A 15,311-nucleotide genomic window follows, 5' to 3' on the forward strand; every position below is an offset into this window, starting at 1 on the left:
CCATGATTTGGCATCCTATTTGCCGTGCTACCCTGAGCGGCGACACATGGACGTGGAGCGACGATGCGCATGGGATGGGCGCTGCCGCTGGCGCTGGCGGCACTATTCGGAATCATCGTCGGCGATTTGGCGCCGGCGGGGCTGGTCGAAGCAGGGCTGGTGGCGGGGCTGCTGGGTTGGCGGCGCTGGCGCTGGATGGCGTTGCTGCTGGTGGCTGCCCTCACTGCCTGGCCGGTGCTGCAGGCGGGCTCGGCGAGCCTGCCCCAGGGCCTCTCCCGCGAGGACCTGCAGCTGCAAGGACGGCTGCTGCAGGTCGAGCCCCAGGGCGAGCTGACGCGGCTGCTGGTCGCGGTCGAGGCGTGCCGCCCCGAGGCCACGCCGCGCCCGGCCTGCGAGCGCCTGCGGCGGGTCCGCTTGACGCTGTTCGACGCCGAGGGGCAGGCCCCCGAGATGCATCCTGGCGAGCGCTGGCAGTTTGCCGTGCGACTGCGTCCGCCGACCGGTTTCGCCAATCCCCACACCTTCGACTATGCCGCCTGGCTGTGGCGCGAGCGCATCGATGCCAGCGGCTATGTGCGCCGCGACCCTGCGCCGCTGCGGCTGGCGGCGGCGCCGCGGCCCGCCCGGCAGGGCCTCGCGTATCTCGACCGGCGCCTGGAGGAGGGGGTGGCGCGGCGTTGGCTGGCGGCATTGACGCTGGGGGCCGCGGAGTACCTCAGCGACGACGACTGGGCACGACTCAATGCCACCGGCACCACCCACCTGGTGGTGATTTCCGGGCTGCACGTGGGGCTGGTCGCGGCCTTCACCCTACTGCTGGGGCGCGGCGTCGCGCGGCTCGCCACGCCCACGCGCTGGCGCCTGGCGACCTGGCCATGGTGGCTGGCCGGCGCGGCCGCGGTGGGCTATGCACTGCTGGCCGGTTTCGCGCCGCCGGCCCAGCGCGCCATGCTGATGACCCTGGTCGGCCTGTGGGTGGCCAGCGGGCGCCACGCCCCGGGGCCGTGGCAGGCCTGGTGGCTGGCCCTGGCTGCGGTACTGCTGTTCGACCCGATTGCGCTATGGCGGCCGGGACTGTGGTTGTCGTTTCTTGCCGTGGCGCTGCTGATCGTGATCTGGCAGGGACGGCAGCGCCCGCGTGGGGTGCGCGGCTGGCTGTGGGCGCTGCTGCGCACCCAACTGCTGCTGGCACCGTTGATGGCGGCAGCGGTGTTGCTGGCTTTCGACCGGATGGCGCCCGCGGCACCGCTGGTCAACCTGCTGGCGGTGCCGCTGGTCAGCTCGCTGATGGTACCGCTGGGGTTGCTCGGTTGGCTGCTGGCCTGGCTGCCGCCGCTGTCGGCGCTGTGCTGGTGGCTGTTCGGGGTGCTGGCCGAGGCGCTGTATGGCCTGCTCGGTGTGGCCATGAGCTGGTTGCCGGCGTGGTTGCCGGCACCCTGGCAGCGCGTGCCGCTGGCCCTCGCCCTGGTGCTGTTGACGGCCTGCTGGGCGCTGCCGGGCGTGCCGCGACGCCTGTGCCTGGCGCTGAGCCTTGGGTTGGGGGTAGTGCCGCTGTCGCTGGCACCGCCCGAGGTGGCACCGGGGCAGTTGGAGGTACGGGTACACGATGTCGGCCAGGGCCAACTGGTCGATCTGCGCACCGCCAACCACCGTCTGCTCTACGACACCGGGCCGCGTTTTCGCTCCGGGTACATGCCGCTGGCCGACCTGTGGTCGCGGCCACAGCGCTTCGACCGGGTCATCGTCAGCCATGATGACCTCGACCATGCGGGTGGCGTCGCGGCGCTGGCGGCACACGAGGTGGGGCAGTTCATGGCACCGCGTGGCGAGCAGATCGGGGTCCCCTTCGCGCCCTGTAAGGCCGGACAGTCGTGGCAGTGGGACGAGGTGACGTTTCGCCTGCTGTGGCCGCCGCCCGGAGATAACGCCGAGTGGTCGAGCAACGACCGCTCCTGCGTGCTGCTGGTCGAGGCCGGTGCCCAGCGACTGCTGATCACCGGCGACGTGGGGCGCCGGGTGGAACGCTTCTTTCTGCTCGACGTGGAGGCCCCATTGAGCCTGCTGGTGGCCGGCCACCACGGTAGTCATACCAGCACCGGGCCGCAGCTGGTCGAGCTGCTCGCCCCCCGGCAGGTGGTGTTCAGCGCCGGACGCGACAATCCCTTCGGCCACCCTGACGATGGAGTGGTGCGGCGGCTGCGCGGCCGCTGCCTGTGGAATACCGCCCTCGACGGTGCGCTCAGTTGGCGGCTGGGCGACGCGACTGCGCCGCGCGGCGAGGCGATGCGCGACCTGACGGCGTGGCGCGGCGGTGTCGGCGACAGATGTCATGGGGTAGAATCGGCGCCACTCGATACAGGTTATCACCCTGCATTCGCTACCCAAGACGGTCACGATTCATCCACATACGGGGAGTCAGAGTGACGCAACAATCCGGCTGGGCCCTTTACAAGCAACTGCTTGGCTACGTAAAGCCGCACTGGCGGTCGTTCGCTGTGGCGGTGGTCGGCTATGCGATCTATGCCGCCTCGAGCACCGCGCTGGCGGAGATGATGAAGCGTCTGATCGACGGCATCCAGACTCCCGACGCCGCCTTTCGGCTGTTCCTGCCGCTGTTCGTGGTCGGCATGTTCGCCGCGCGCGGCGTGGGGACCTTTCTGGGCACCTACTTCATGAGCAACGTGGCGCGCAACGTGGTCCATGCGCTGCGCTGCAACGTGTTCAACCACATGTTGCATCTGCCGGGGCGCTTCTTCGATTCTCACTCCAGCGGTCACCTGATCTCGCGGGTGACCTACCACGTCGAGCAGGTCACCGGCGCGGCCACCAACGCGATCACCATCCTGCTCCGCGAGGGGCTGTTCGTGGTCGGGCTGATCGGCTACCTGCTGTGGACCAACTGGATGCTGACGCTGCTGTTCCTGGCGGTGACCCCGCTGATCGGTGGCGTGGTCAACTACGCCAGCAAGCGCTTCCGGCGCATCTCGCAGCGTATCCAGCACTCCATGGGCGACGTCACCCACGTCGCTTCCGAGGCGCTATCCGGTTATCGCGTGGTGCGCACCCACGGCGCCGAGGAGTTCGAGAAGGCGCGCTTCGCCGAGGCCAGCGAGAACAACCGCCAGCAGAGCATGAAGGAGGCGCTGACCAAGGCCATCAGCACGCCGGTGATCCAACTGATGATCGCGCTGTCGCTGGCGCTGCTGGTGTGGCTGGCGATGTCGCCGGCGCTGCTCGACGACATGACGGCCGGCGAGTTCGTGGCCTTTATCACCGCGGCCTCGCTGATGGCCAAGCCGGTGCGCCAGCTGACCGAGATCAACAGCGAGATTCAGAAGGGCATTGCCGCCTCCGGCGAGCTGTTCCAACTGCTCGAAGAGCCCCCCGAGGACGATTGCGGCGAGCGCCTGCCGCAGCGGCTGGTGGGTGACGTCAGCCTGCGTGACGTGCATTTTCGCTATGCCGACGACCAGCCGGAGGTGCTCAAGGGCATCGATCTCGAGGTCAAGGCGGGGGAGATGATCGCCATCGTCGGGCGCTCGGGCAGCGGCAAGTCGACGCTGGTCAGCCTGCTGCCGCGTTTCTATCGTCCCAGCCAGGGCGAGGTGCTGATCGACGGCGTGGCGGTGCAGGAGTACCAGCTCTCGCCACTGCGCCGCCAGATCGCCATCGTGTCCCAGCAGGTCACGCTGTTCAATGCCACGGTGGCGGCCAACATCGCCTACGGCGTGCCGGATGCCGACTCTGCAGCCATCGAGGCCGCCGCGCGGGCCGCCTACGCCCACGAGTTCATCGACAAGCTGCCCAACGGCTATGCCACGGTGATCGGCGATAACGGCGTGATGCTCTCCGGCGGCCAGCGCCAGCGCCTGGCGATCGCCCGCGCCATCTTCAAGGATGCGCCGCTGCTGATCCTCGACGAGGCCACCTCGGCGCTGGACAGCGAGTCCGAGCGCTATATCCAGCGTGCCCTGGAAGAGGTCTGCCGGGGGCGCACGACCTTCGTCATCGCCCACCGTTTGTCGACCATCGAGCGCGCCGACCGCATCCTGGTCATGGAGCAGGGCCGGCTGGTCGAGCAGGGCAGTCACCGCGAGCTGTTGGCCCGCGGCGGAGCCTATGCGGCGCTGCACCGGCTGCAGTTCCAGGACTCGGCGCTGCCATGAGCGTGCGGCTCGGCGAACGCTGGCTAGCGGCGGCCTACCGCGGCGACGCTTGGCTCGCGCTGCTGCGGCCGCTGGAAGCGCTCTATCGCTGGGCGGTCGAGCGCCGCAGGCGTGCCTACCTGCGCGGCGACAAGCCGGTGTGGCGGGCACCCGTGCCGGTCATCGTGGTCGGCAACATCACCCTCGGCGGCACCGGCAAGTCACCGCTCACCGCCTGGCTCGCCGACTGGCTGGCGGTACAAGGCTGGCGACCGGGCATCGTGTCGCGGGGCTACGGTGGGCGCAGTGAGCGCTATCCGCTGCGGGTCGACGCCGATACGCCGCCCAGCGCCTGCGGCGACGAGCCATTGATGCTGGCCCTGCAGTGCGGCGTGCCGGTGGTGGTCGACCCTGACCGGCCGCGTGGCGCCCGTGCGCTGCTCGACGCCGGCTGCGACATTGTGATCAGCGACGACGGCCTGCAGCACCTGGCGCTGGGGCGCGATATCGAACTGGTGGTGGTCGACGCCCGGCGCGGCTTGGGCAACGCGCGCTGCCTGCCGGCCGGGCCGCTGCGCGAGCCCGTCGAACGGCTGGCGCGGGTCGATGCGGTGCTGCTCAATGGCGAGCACGACTCGCCCACCACGCCATCCGGATATCGCATGCAGCTTGCGCCGCAGCGCTGGCATCATCTGGCCAGCGGCGCGCGCTACGCACTGCGCCCGCTGCCGTTCGAGACAGCGGTACACGGCGTTGCCGGCATCGGCCACCCACAGCGCTTCTTCGCCACGCTGGCGGCGCTGGGGCTCGAGGTGGAGCGGCATGCGTTTGCCGATCATCATCACTACCAGGCCGACGAGCTGGCATTCGACGACACGCGCCCGGTGGTGATGACCGCCAAGGACGCGGTCAAGTGCCGGGCCATGGCCGACCCACGCCACTGGGCGCTGGAGGTCGAGGCTCAGCCGGACACTGCCTTCGTGACCTGGCTCGAAGCGCGTCTCGCCGGGGCTACCAACCACTGCAAGGACACCAAGGGCTCAATATCATGACGTTAGACAAGCAACTGCTGGCCATGCTGGTCTGCCCGCTATGCCAGGGCAAGCTCAAGTACGACCGTGAGGCCGCCGAGGTCAAGTGCCACTTCGATGGCCTGGCCTTTCCGATCCGCGACGGCATCCCGGTGATGTTGGAGGAGGAAGCGCGGGTCATGGATACCGATGAGAAGCTCGGCAAGGGGTCGTCGGGGGGCGACTCGGCATGAGCGACTTCGTGGTGGTAGTGCCGGCGCGCTATGCGTCGTCGCGCCTGCCCGGCAAGCCGCTGCTCGACCTCGGCGGCGAGCCGATGGTGGTGCGGGTGTGGCGCCAGGCGCTGGCCAGTGCGGCGCTGCGGGTGGTGGTGGCTACCGACGACACGCGCATCGTCGAGGCGGTCAGCGCGGTGGGCGGCGAGGCGCTGATGACCCGCGACGACCACCCCTCGGGGACCGACCGGCTGGCCGAGGTGGCCGAGCAGCTGGGGCTCGACGAGACCGCCATCGTGGTCAATGTGCAGGGCGACGAACCGCTGCTGCCGGCATCGCTGATCGATCAGGTGGCGGCGCGACTGGCCGCCGACGACGAGGCCTCGATCGCTACCTTGGCCGAGCCGATCAGCGATGTCGAGACGCTGTTCAATGCCAATGTGGTCAAGGTGGTGCGCGACTTCCGCGGGCGAGCGCTGTACTTCTCGCGTGCCCCGATCCCGTGGGATCGTGAGGCCTTTGCCGAGCGGCCTGGGCTGCTCGACAGCGACAGCTGGCTGCGTCATATCGGCCTCTATGCCTACCGGGTCGGCTTCTTGAATGCCTATCGTCGTTGGACACCGGCGCCCCTCGAGCAGCTCGAGCAGCTCGAGCAGCTGCGCGCGCTGCAGCATGGCCATCACATCCAGGTGGCGCTGGCCTGTGACCGTCATCCGGCCGGCGTCGACACCGCCGAGGATCTCGCCCGGGTGCGCCAGTGGCTGGCCGAGCAGCAAGTCTGATGCAAGGAGGTGATATGCGGATTCTATTCGTTTGTCTGGGCAATATCTGCCGTTCCCCTACCGCAGAGGGGGTGTTCCGTCGTCGCCTGGCCGACGCCGGTCTGAGCGAGGTGGTCGAGGTGGACTCCTGCGGTACCGGCGGCTGGCACATCGGCAAGGCGCCGGACGCCAGGGCCCAGGCGGCGGCGAGGCAGCGCGGGGTCGACGTGAGCCAGCTGCGCGCCCGGCAGCTCGACGCCGCGGACTTTGCCCGCTTCGACTATCTGCTGGCCATGGACGATGACAACCTGGCCAGCCTCGAGGCGATGCGGCCCGACGACTGCACCGCGCATGTCGGGCTGCTGCTCGACTTCGCCGGCGAGCCGGGTCGCGCGGTGCCCGACCCCTACTACGGCGGCGAGCAGGGCTTCGATGAGGTGTTCGCCCTGGTGGAGCGGGCCGCCGATGGCCTGATCGAGCACCTGCGTCAGCGCCTGGAACACGTACAGTGAAGGTGACGCCCACGCTTAATCACGATCTGCAGCGTGCCAATACCCTGGGCCTGCCCTGCGTGGCCGAACGCTTCATCGCCGCCGAGACGCCGTCGACGCTTGCCGCTGCGCTGGAGACTGCGCGCCGGCAGGCATGGCCGCTGACCGTGCTGGGCGGAGGGAGCAACCTGATCCTGCCGCGACGTCTGGAAGGCCTGGTGGTCCAGCCGACCTTCGCCGGATGGCACCATCACCACGATGCCGGCGGGCGTATCAGGCTGCGCGCCGAGGCCGGCATGAATTGGCACACGCTGGTGATGGAGAGCGTCACCCGCGGCTGGTGGGGGGTGGAGAACCTGGCGCTGATTCCCGGCCACTGCGGCGCGGCGCCGATCCAGAACATCGGCGCCTATGGCGTGGAGCTGGCGGAGGTGCTGGAGAGCGTCGAGCTGCTGCATTTGGCCTCGGGGCGCCAGCAGACGCTGTCCGCCGCGGCATGCCAATTCGGCTATCGCGACAGCATCTTCAAGGGCGAGTTGGCCGGGCGGGCGGTCATTACCGCGCTGACCTTGACGCTGAGCGAGGCACCGCGGCCGCGGCTCGCCTACGGCGACCTGGCATCGCGGGTGGGCGCCGAGCCGACGCCGCTAGAGGTTGCCGAGGCGGTGTCGGCGATTCGCCGTGAGAAACTGCCCGACCCGGCCCAGCTCGGCAACGCCGGCAGCTTCTTCAAGAACCCGCTGGTGAGCGCCGAGCAGGCGAGGCGACTGCTCGAACAAGCCCCGGATATGCCGCACTTCGCCCAGCCCGATGGGCGGGTCAAGCTGGCCGCGGGCTGGCTGATCGACCGCTGCGGACTCAAGGGGATGCGACGCGGCGCGTTCGGCGTGCATGAGCGCCAGGCGCTGGTGCTGGTACACCATGGCGGCGGCGACGCCGAGGGGCTGCTGGCGTTTGCCGAGGAGGTCGCCGCAGCGGTCGAGGCGCGTTTTGGGGTGATGCTGTCGCGGGAGCCGCGTCTGGCACGCTGAGGTATCCGCAGGCCATCAACGACAACGCCCGCAGGCAGTGCCTGCGGGCGTTGTCGTTGTGGTCCGCTGCAAAGAGGGCGCCGACATGGCGTCGGCGCCCGGGACCATCACGCTTGGCCGTCGTCAGCCTTGGGCTGCTGCTCGCGGCGACGGATCTCGCGCGGGTCGTTGTGGGCGCGACGCCGGCGGCGGCGACGCGCTGCCGCATCGGCCTTGTCTTCCGCGGCGGCCGGCTTGGCGTCAACCTTGGGCTCTTCGGCCTTGGGTGCGTCTGCCTTGGGCTCGGCGGCGGCCGGCTTTGCGTCCTCGGCCTTGGCTTCCTCGGCTTTTTGGGGCGCCTCTGCCTTGGGCTCGTCGGCTACTGGCTTGGCGTCCTCGGCCTTGGCTTCCTCGGCTTTTTGGGGCGCCTCTGCCTTGGGCTCGGCGGCGGCTGGCTTGGTGGCCTCGACCTTAGGTGCTTCCGCCTTGGGCGCATCGGCTACTGGCTTGGCGTCCTCGGCTTTGGCTTCCTCGGCTTTTTGGGGCGCCTCGGCCTTGGGCTCGGCGGCACCCGGCTTGGCGTCCTCGGCCTTGGCTTTCTCGGCTCTTTGGAGCGCCTCTGCCTTGGGCTCGTCGGCGGCCGGCTTGGTGGCCTCGGCCTTGGCGTCCTCGGTTTTTTGGGGCGCCTCTGCCTTGGGCTCATCGGCGGCCGGCTTGGTGTCCTCGGCCTTGGCTTCCTCGGCTTTTTGGGGCGCCTCTGCCTTGGGCTCGTCGGCGGCCGGCTTGGCGTCCTCGGCCTTGGCTTTCTCGGCTTTTTGGGGCGCCTCTGCCTTGGGCTCGTCGGCGGCCGGCTTGGTGGCCTCGGCCTTGGCGTCCTCGGTTTTTTGGGGTGCCTCTGCCTTGGGCTCGTCGGCGGCCGGCTTGGCGTCCTCGGTCTTGGCGTTCTCAGCCTTGGCTTTCTCGGTTTTTTGGGGCGCGTCTGCCTTGGGCTCATCGGCTTCGGGCTTGGCGTCCTCAGCCTTGGATGCCTCCTGGGCTTGGGCCTGCAGGCGCTGCTGCTCGGCCTCGGCCTGTGGATTCACGGCATGCTTGCGGGTGCGGTTGCGCGGGTTGTTGCGCGTGCGCTTGGGCTTGCCGTCGTCCTTGGGCTTATTCTCCTCGACGGGAGCGTCCTGGGTCTTGGCCGGGGTGCCTTCGGCGGCCTGGGACTTGCTCGCGTCGCGGCTGCCGCGGGCATCGCTCGGGCGGTTGGCGCTGCGCCGTTCGTCATCCTGGCGGCCACGTCCACGGCCGCGGCCGTTGCGGTTGTCGTCGCTGGGGCGCGCGTTGCTGGCGCCGTCGGACTTGGCGTCACCGCGTGCCTGGCGCGCTTCGCTCTGCTGTTGACGATCGCTCTCCTGGCGGCCCTCGTTGCGCCCGCCGTCCTGGCGAGTGTCATTGCGTCCGCCGCGACGGTTATTGCCGCGACCGCCGCGGCCACCGCGCTCCTGACGTCCCTCGCTGTCGCTACGCTGCTGTGGGCGTGACTGGCGAGCGTCGCTGGCGGCGTTCTGGGACGGCTGCTGGGGCGGCTGCGCCTCTTCACTGCCGAGCAGTTTGCTGAGGCCCTTGACCAGCCGCGAGAATACGCCGTCGTTGGCCGCCGCCGGTGTTGCCGGCTGCTGGGCTACGGGAGCGGCCTCGGGCTTGGCGGCCGGTGTGTCATCCTGCTGCAGGGAGGCTGGCGCCGGGGCGTTGTGGACCACGCTCTTGACCGCCGCTTCGGCACGCTGGATCGGCTTGCTGTCGCTGAGGTCCGGCTCCTGGCCGATCTCGGTATCGGTGGACAGCTCGAAGCTCGACTTGTCGGCGTCTTCGTCGCTGATATGGTCGTCGCGCAGGCGCTGCACATCGTAGTGCGGGGTGTCCATGTCGGGGCTTGGCAGCAGCACCACCTGGACGCCCTGGCGGCGCTCGATCTCGGCCAGCACGCTACGCTTCTCGTTGAGCAGGTAGGTGGCTACCGGCACCGGCAGGATGGCGCGGATCTGGGCGCTGCGCTCCTTCATGGCCTCCTCTTCGATCAGGCGCATGATCGACAGCGACATCGAGCGTACGTCGCGAATCGTGCCCTGGCCGTCGCAGCGCGGGCAGACTACGCCGCTGGTTTCGCCCAACGAGGGACGCAGGCGCTGACGCGACATCTCCATCAGGCCGAAGCGCGAGATGCGGCCGATCTGCACCCGGGCGCGGTCCAGCTTGAGGGCGTCGCGCATGCGGTTCTCGACCTCGCGCTGGTTGCGCGCCGGGCTCATGTCGATGAAGTCGATCACCACCAGACCGCCGATATCGCGCAGGCGCAGCTGGCGGGCAATCTCGTCGGCGGCCTCGGAGTTGGTCTGCAGCGCGGTCTCTTCGATGTCACTGCCGCGGGTGGCGCGGGCCGAGTTGATGTCGATGGAGACCAGTGCCTCGGTGTGATCGATGACGATCGAGCCGCCGGAGGGCAGCTTCACTTCACGCTGGTAGGCGGTCTCGATCTGCGACTCGATCTGGAAGCGCGAGAACAGCGGCACCTCGTCGGCGTAGAGCTTGATCTTCTGCTGGTAGGAGGGCATCACCTGACGGATGAAGGCCAGCGCCTCCTGGTGCACCTCGGGGCTATCGATCAGCACCTCGCCGATATCCTGGCGCAGGTAGTCGCGCATGGCGCGAATGATGACGTTGGACTCGCGATAGATCAGGAAGGGCGCAGGGCGCTTGCCGGCCTCTTCGGTGATCGACTCCCACACCTGCACCAGGTAGTCGAGGTCCCACTGCAGCTCTTCGGTGGAGCGGCCGATACCGGCGGTGCGCACGATCACGCCCATCTTGTCGGGCAGGGTCAGCTGCCCCATGGCATCCTTGAGCTGGGCGCGCTCGTCCCCCTCGATGCGCCGCGAGATGCCGCCGGCACGGGGGTTGTTGGGCATCAGCACCAGGAAGCGCCCGGCCAGGCTGATGAAGGTGGTCAGGGCGGCGCCCTTGTTGCCGCGCTCCTCCTTGTCGACCTGGACGATGACTTCCTGGCCTTCCTTGAGCACTTCCTTGATGTTGGGGCGGCCGGAGGGCTCCTTGGAGAAGTACTCGCGGGAGATCTCCTTGAGCGGCAGGAAACCGTGGCGGTCGGCACCGAAATCGACGAAGGCGGCTTCCAGGGAGGGTTCGACGCGGGTGATCTTGCCGCGGTAGATGTTGGCTTTCTTCTGCTCCCGTGCGCCGGATTCGATATCCAGGTCGTACAGGCGTTGTCCATCGACGAGGGCGACGCGCAGCTCTTCCGGCTGTGTCGCGTTGATGAGCATTCGTTTCATGTTGTCTCGCTATTCTAGGCGCGCCGGATGGCGGCCAGGGAGCTCCAACGAAGGAGCTCCAGAGCGTCGACGAAGGCGAACCTCTGGGTGCTGCGTGCTTGTGCTCAGCGCATGTCGCGGATGCGGTTGCGCCCGGCCATGGCAGGGGCTGGTGGCGCCTGCCACGGCATGATCATGTTGAGTACGCGGCGGAGGCAGGACATGTTTCGGTAGGCGTCGTGCCCATCCGGCCCTGCGGTCATCCGCCAGACACCTGGCATTCATCGATTCGCCAACGCCGGCCCCCGGCACGCTGTTAGGTATTCCCGTGGCCGGTACTGCTCGCGCCGAAAGGGGCGGGAGGAGTCCAGGGTCGGGCGTGGCGTTCAAAATCTGTTATCAACTGCTTGGTGATCTACTGCTACTTGCTACCGGCGGCAGGGCATGCGGCGTTGCCGTCATGACTGCGGCCTTGATCGTCGCTCTGGCCTGCGTGTTTGTCGTGCAGGCGCATCGTCCGGGCGCTGGTTGCCCATTTGAGCGAGCCTGAAATATACCAGCAATGCCTGGCACCAGCAATTGGCGCAGAGCGGCGACGGCTAAGGTAGAATGCCGCCTTCGAGCATCATAGCGAGTCGAGGTGGGCATGGCCGACGGGCAAGAAGTGGGCAGGGCAGTACAGTGGGTCGAGGTAACCCAGGCGCAGGCCGGGCAGCGCATCGATAACTTCCTGCGAACCCGCTTGAAGGGGGCGCCCAAGGCCCTGATCTACCGGATCGTGCGCAAGGGCGAGGTGCGCGTCAACAAGAAGCGCGTCAAGGTCGACTACCGCCTGGTCGACGGCGATCTGGTGCGTATCCCGCCGCTGCGGCTGGCCCCCGAGGAGGCGACCCGCGAGGTCAGCGACAACCTGCGCAACCTGCTGGCTGGCAGCGTGCTGGTCGAGGGCCCCGACTGGCTGGTGATCAACAAGCCCTCGGGGCTGGCGGTGCACGGTGGCAGCGGGGTCAAGATCGGCTTGATCGAGGCGCTGCGCCAGGTGCGTGACGATCTCGATTTCCTGGAGCTGGTGCACCGTCTCGACCGCGACACCTCCGGCTGCCTGCTGCTGGCCAAGTCGCGCCCGGCGCTGGTGGCGCTCAACAACGCCTTGAAGCAGCGCCAGATGGACAAGCAGTATCTGGCCCTGGTGGCCGGTCGCTGGCCGGCGCGACGCGACTACGTCAGCGCCCGGCTCGACCGCTTCGAGGCCGGCAATGGCGAGCGCCGGGTGCGCGTCGACCCCGATGGCAAGGTGTCGCGGACCCGCTTCGCGGTGCGCGAAGCCTTCGCCGGCACCACCCTGATCGAGGCCGAGCCGGTGACCGGGCGCACTCACCAGATCCGCGTGCATGCTGCGCATGCCGGTCATCCGCTGCTCGGCGACGACAAGTACGGCTCCCGCGAGGGTCAGCATCTGGCCGGCCGGCTGGGGCTGTCGCGGCTGTTCCTGCACGCCGCGGCGCTGACCTTTCCCGAGCCCACCAGCGGCCGGCCGGTGCATATCAAGGCGCCGCTGGGCGATGAGCTCGAGGCGGTGCTGGTCCGCGCCCGCAAGGCGCGCTGACTATCTTATTCATCGACTGTATTGCTGCACAGGAGCGCCGATGCGCTATCGACTGATCATCTTCGACTGGGATGGCACCCTGATGGATTCGGAGGCGCGCATCGTCGACTGCATGCTGGCCGCAGCGCGCGATACCGGCCTCGCCGAACTGAGCCGTGCCGCGGTGCGCGACATCATCGGCCTGGGCCTGCCAGAGGCGATTGACAAGCTGTGTCCGGGGATCGGCGCGGCGCGCGCCGAGACCCTTCGTCAGCATTATGCGCTGCGCTTTCGCGCCGCCGACCAGACGCCGCTGCGGTTCTTTCCCGGCGTCGAGCAGGGCATCGCACGGCTGCGCGCGGGGCGTAGCACACGTCTGGCAGTGGCGACCGGCAAGAGCCGTCGCGGCCTCGATCGGGTGTTCGCCGCCAACGGCAGCGGCGCCTGGTTCGATGCCAGCCGCACCGCCGACGAGACGCGCTCCAAGCCGCACCCGCAGATGCTCGAGGAACTCCTGGACGAGACCGGCGTCGATGTCGGGGATGCGGTAATGGTCGGCGATACCGAATACGACCTGGACATGGCCCGCGCGCTGGGCATGGATCGTATCGCCGTGACCTACGGCGTTCACGAGCCCCGACGATTGGCCGCCTGCCAGCCAAGCTTCACCGCCCATGCCTTCCCCGAACTGATCGACTGGTTGCACGCCTGAGCCGCCCGTCTTGATTCACCCCCTACACGAGCAGGACCGCCGATGAGTGACGACAAGCGAGACGATCCCCCCGCCCAAGACAAGTGGACCCAGGGGCCTGAGCTGAGCCCCGAGCAGCGGCGCGAGGCGCTCGCCGCACGGTCCGGCGAGCCAGCCGCCGCGCCGGGTGAGGATGCCGAGACCCTGCGCGAGCGTCAGCGCCTGGCGCAGATCGAGATGATGGACCGCTGGGTGGGCGGCGTGCTGACCGAGCAGCGTCGCACACGACGCTGGAAGCTGTTCTTTCGCTTCTTCTTTGCCGCGCTGATCCTGGCGTCGCTGTCGGCTACCCTGTATGGCCTGTTCTGGCCCGCCCGCGAAGTGCCGCCGGGCGAACCCCATTTGGGCGTGGTCGAGGTCAAGGGGGTGATCGACAGCGAATCGCCGGCCAACGCCGAGCGCATCATCGAGGGGCTCCAGCGCGCCTGGGAGAGCGACAGCGCGGCGGCGGTGGTGCTGCATATCAATAGCCCCGGCGGTAGCCCGGTGCAGTCGCAGCGCATCTACGACGAGATCATGCGGCTGCGCGGCGAGGGCGACAAGCCGATCTATGCGGTGGTCGAGGATATCGGCGCCAGCGGCGCCTACTATATTGCCGCCGCCGCAGATGAGATCCTGGTCGCGCCGTCGAGCCTGGTCGGCTCCATCGGTGTGGTGTCGGCCAGCTTCGGCCTCGAAGAGGCGATCGATCGGCTCGGCGTCGAGCGTCGGGTGTTCACCGCCGGCGACAACAAGGCGTTCCTCGATCCCTTTTCGGAGATCGACCCCAGCCAGCGGCTGTTCTGGCAGGAGGTGCTGGAGACCACGCACCGCCAGTTCGTCGATGCCGTGCGCGCCGGACGCGGCGACCGCCTGGCCGACGACGAGGAGATCTTCTCGGGGCTGGTATGGAGCGGCGAGCAGGCGCTGAGCCTGGGGCTGGTCGACGGTATCGAGAGCCTCGATGGCCTGGCCCGCGAGCTGCTCGACGAGCCGCAGCTGCGTGACTATACGCCGCGCCTCGATCCCTTCGAGCGCTTCACGCGCCACTTCGGGCGCGTGGCCGCAGAGTGGATGGGGCTGCCTAGCTCGCACTCGCCGCTGCGCTATCAGTTGCCCTGATAGCGCCGAGCTTAAAGCGCCGAGCCGCTGGATGTCACTCGGTAGCGGCGCCGGGGGCAGGTCAAAGCGGAGGTTCTTTTCGCCGAACGGGTTGGCCATGGATGGCCAACCCCGGTCCTGCAAGCGAAGCAGGGATGCGAAAGCGTAGCAGGGAAAAGGTAGCGCCCAGGGATGGGTTTACAGCGCCCCCGCGTAGGCCTGTCGCCGGAAAAGCCGCGTCGCTTACGAAAAGCTGCCTAGTCGTTTTGGCTCGCACCCAGCGGATCCATGCCAGCCTCGCGCAGCATGGCGCACAAGCGGATCAGCGGCAGGCCGATCAGCGTATTGGGGTCGTCGCCCTCGAGTTTCTCGAACAGGCTGATGCCGAGCCCCTCCATGCGAAAGCTGCCGGCGCTGTCGAAGGGCTGTTCGCGGGCCACATAGTTGGCGATCTCGGCCTCGCTGAGCCGGCGAAATACCACGTCGTAGGTGGCATGGGATACCTGGTGGCGGCCGTGGGCGCTGTCGAGCAGCGCCAACCCGGTAATGAAGTGTACCCGTTGCCCGGAAAAGCGCGTCAGGTTGGCGCGCGCGGTGGCCGCATCGCCGGGCTTGCCGAGAATCTCGCCGTCGAAGACCGCGACCTGGTCGGAGCCGATGATCAGGTGGGCGGGATACGCCTCTGCCAGGCGGCTGGCCTTGGACAGCGCCAGGCGGTGGACCAGCGCCTGGGGTGTTTCATCGGCGCGTGGCGTCTCATCGATGTCGGGGCTGGCGCAACTGAACGGCAGGCCCAGGCGTTCGAGCAGTTGGCGTCGCCAGCGCGAGCTGGAGGCAAGTACCAGGTCCGGCATGCGTCTCTCCTTGAGATGGGGCGGCAGCGCGATAGAGCGCCAGTCTGCCTCGTGCCGCGCTGGCTTGTACAGCACCG

13 protein-coding genes are annotated in these 15,311 nt (G+C 68.6%); 10 read left to right on the top strand and 3 right to left on the bottom strand.

The features are described from left to right. Window positions 1-63: 63 nt before the first annotated feature. Genes CK498_RS17395 through murB form a run of 7 tightly spaced genes read left to right on the top strand, consistent with a single transcriptional unit; the run spans window position 64 to window position 7,674 of the window. Window positions 64-2,424 (top strand): DNA internalization-related competence protein ComEC/Rec2, encoded by a 2,361-nt coding sequence (locus CK498_RS17395; RefSeq protein ID WP_095622111.1) that lies wholly within the window; start codon window positions 64-66, stop codon window positions 2,422-2,424. Next, window positions 2,421-4,166, top strand: coding sequence for a lipid A export permease/ATP-binding protein MsbA (msbA, locus tag CK498_RS17400; protein ID WP_229359125.1), 1,746 nt, complete (start codon window positions 2,421-2,423; stop codon window positions 4,164-4,166). The genes CK498_RS17395 and msbA overlap by 4 nt, the downstream gene beginning before the upstream one ends. Next, on the top strand, window positions 4,163-5,197 hold the full coding sequence (gene lpxK / locus CK498_RS17405; RefSeq protein ID WP_095622113.1) for a tetraacyldisaccharide 4'-kinase: 1,035 nt from the start codon (window positions 4,163-4,165) through the stop codon (window positions 5,195-5,197). The genes msbA and lpxK overlap by 4 nt, the downstream gene beginning before the upstream one ends. Continuing rightward, the gene (locus CK498_RS17410; RefSeq protein WP_095622114.1) at window positions 5,194-5,409 is read left to right on the top strand and encodes a Trm112 family protein; all 216 of its coding nucleotides are present in this window, start codon (window positions 5,194-5,196) and stop codon (window positions 5,407-5,409) included. Before lpxK ends, CK498_RS17410 begins: the two co-directional genes overlap by 4 nt. Continuing rightward, window positions 5,406-6,173 carry a 3-deoxy-manno-octulosonate cytidylyltransferase gene (gene kdsB / locus CK498_RS17415; RefSeq protein ID WP_095622115.1) on the top strand — a complete coding sequence of 256 codons (768 nt, stop codon included), beginning with the start codon at window positions 5,406-5,408 and terminating at the stop codon, window positions 6,171-6,173. Before CK498_RS17410 ends, kdsB begins: the two co-directional genes overlap by 4 nt. Window positions 6,174-6,187: 14 nt before the next feature. Then, window positions 6,188-6,664: a low molecular weight protein-tyrosine-phosphatase gene (locus tag CK498_RS17420; protein WP_095622116.1), complete on the top strand. Its 477-nt coding sequence runs from the start codon at window positions 6,188-6,190 to the stop codon at window positions 6,662-6,664. Next, the gene (murB, locus tag CK498_RS17425; protein ID WP_229359126.1) at window positions 6,661-7,674 is read left to right on the top strand and encodes a UDP-N-acetylmuramate dehydrogenase; all 1,014 of its coding nucleotides are present in this window, start codon (window positions 6,661-6,663) and stop codon (window positions 7,672-7,674) included. The genes CK498_RS17420 and murB overlap by 4 nt, the downstream gene beginning before the upstream one ends. Before the next feature lie 107 nt (window positions 7,675-7,781). On the opposite strand, the gene rne is transcribed toward murB, so the two are convergent. Together rne and CK498_RS26205 are read right to left on the bottom strand one after the other, a co-directional pair. Continuing rightward, entirely contained in the window at window positions 7,782-10,985 is a 3,204-nt protein-coding gene (gene rne, locus CK498_RS17430) for a ribonuclease E (protein WP_095622117.1), read from the bottom strand. A gap of 104 nt (window positions 10,986-11,089) precedes the next feature. After that, window positions 11,090-11,227 (bottom strand): hypothetical protein, encoded by a 138-nt coding sequence (locus tag CK498_RS26205; RefSeq protein ID WP_176475825.1) that lies wholly within the window; start codon window positions 11,225-11,227, stop codon window positions 11,090-11,092. Window positions 11,228-11,610: 383 nt separating this feature from the next. On the opposite strand from CK498_RS26205, the gene rluC reads away from it, so the two are divergent. From rluC to sppA, 3 genes are read left to right on the top strand one after another with little or no spacing between them, the layout of a single operon-like run. Continuing rightward, a complete protein-coding gene (rluC, locus tag CK498_RS17440) occupies window positions 11,611-12,570 on the top strand; it encodes a 23S rRNA pseudouridine(955/2504/2580) synthase RluC (RefSeq protein ID WP_095622119.1) in 960 nt (319 codons plus the stop codon). 40 nt (window positions 12,571-12,610) lie between these two features. Next, complete coding sequence (locus CK498_RS17445; protein ID WP_095622120.1) at window positions 12,611-13,261, top strand: HAD-IA family hydrolase; 651 nt, start codon at window positions 12,611-12,613, stop codon at window positions 13,259-13,261. A gap of 42 nt (window positions 13,262-13,303) precedes the next feature. After that, on the top strand, window positions 13,304-14,401 hold the full coding sequence (sppA, locus tag CK498_RS17450) for a signal peptide peptidase SppA (RefSeq protein ID WP_095622121.1): 1,098 nt from the start codon (window positions 13,304-13,306) through the stop codon (window positions 14,399-14,401). Between the two features lie 236 nt (window positions 14,402-14,637). Here the strand turns inward: sppA and CK498_RS17455 are convergent, their stop codons facing one another. Beyond that, window positions 14,638-15,234, bottom strand: a complete 597-nt coding sequence (locus tag CK498_RS17455) for a Maf family protein (RefSeq protein ID WP_095622122.1) — start codon at window positions 15,232-15,234, stop codon at window positions 14,638-14,640. Between the last annotated feature and the right edge of the window lie 77 nt (window positions 15,235-15,311).

Origin of the sequence: Halomonas salipaludis (assembly GCF_002286975.1) — a bacterium.
Lineage (GTDB): Bacteria > Pseudomonadota > Gammaproteobacteria > Pseudomonadales > Halomonadaceae > Franzmannia > Franzmannia salipaludis.

Bases quoted from the DNA above. Each gene is read 5' to 3' on its own strand.
- CK498_RS17395 (WP_095622111.1), top strand. From the start codon at position 64: ATGCGCATGGGATGGGCGCTGCCGCTGGCGCTGGCGGCACTATTCGGA.
- lpxK (WP_095622113.1), top strand. From the start codon at position 4,163: ATGAGCGTGCGGCTCGGCGAACGCTGGCTAGCGGCGGCCTACCGCGGC.
- CK498_RS17410 (WP_095622114.1), top strand. From the start codon at position 5,194: ATGACGTTAGACAAGCAACTGCTGGCCATGCTGGTCTGCCCGCTATGC.
- kdsB (WP_095622115.1), top strand. From the start codon at position 5,406: ATGAGCGACTTCGTGGTGGTAGTGCCGGCGCGCTATGCGTCGTCGCGC.
- CK498_RS17420 (WP_095622116.1), top strand. From the start codon at position 6,188: ATGCGGATTCTATTCGTTTGTCTGGGCAATATCTGCCGTTCCCCTACC.
- rne (WP_095622117.1), bottom strand. From the start codon at position 10,985: ATGAAACGAATGCTCATCAACGCGACACAGCCGGAAGAGCTGCGCGTC.
- CK498_RS26205 (WP_176475825.1), bottom strand. From the start codon at position 11,227: ATGACCGCAGGGCCGGATGGGCACGACGCCTACCGAAACATGTCCTGC.
- rluC (WP_095622119.1), top strand. From the start codon at position 11,611: ATGGCCGACGGGCAAGAAGTGGGCAGGGCAGTACAGTGGGTCGAGGTA.
- CK498_RS17445 (WP_095622120.1), top strand. From the start codon at position 12,611: ATGCGCTATCGACTGATCATCTTCGACTGGGATGGCACCCTGATGGAT.
- sppA (WP_095622121.1), top strand. From the start codon at position 13,304: ATGAGTGACGACAAGCGAGACGATCCCCCCGCCCAAGACAAGTGGACC.
- CK498_RS17455 (WP_095622122.1), bottom strand. From the start codon at position 15,234: ATGCCGGACCTGGTACTTGCCTCCAGCTCGCGCTGGCGACGCCAACTG.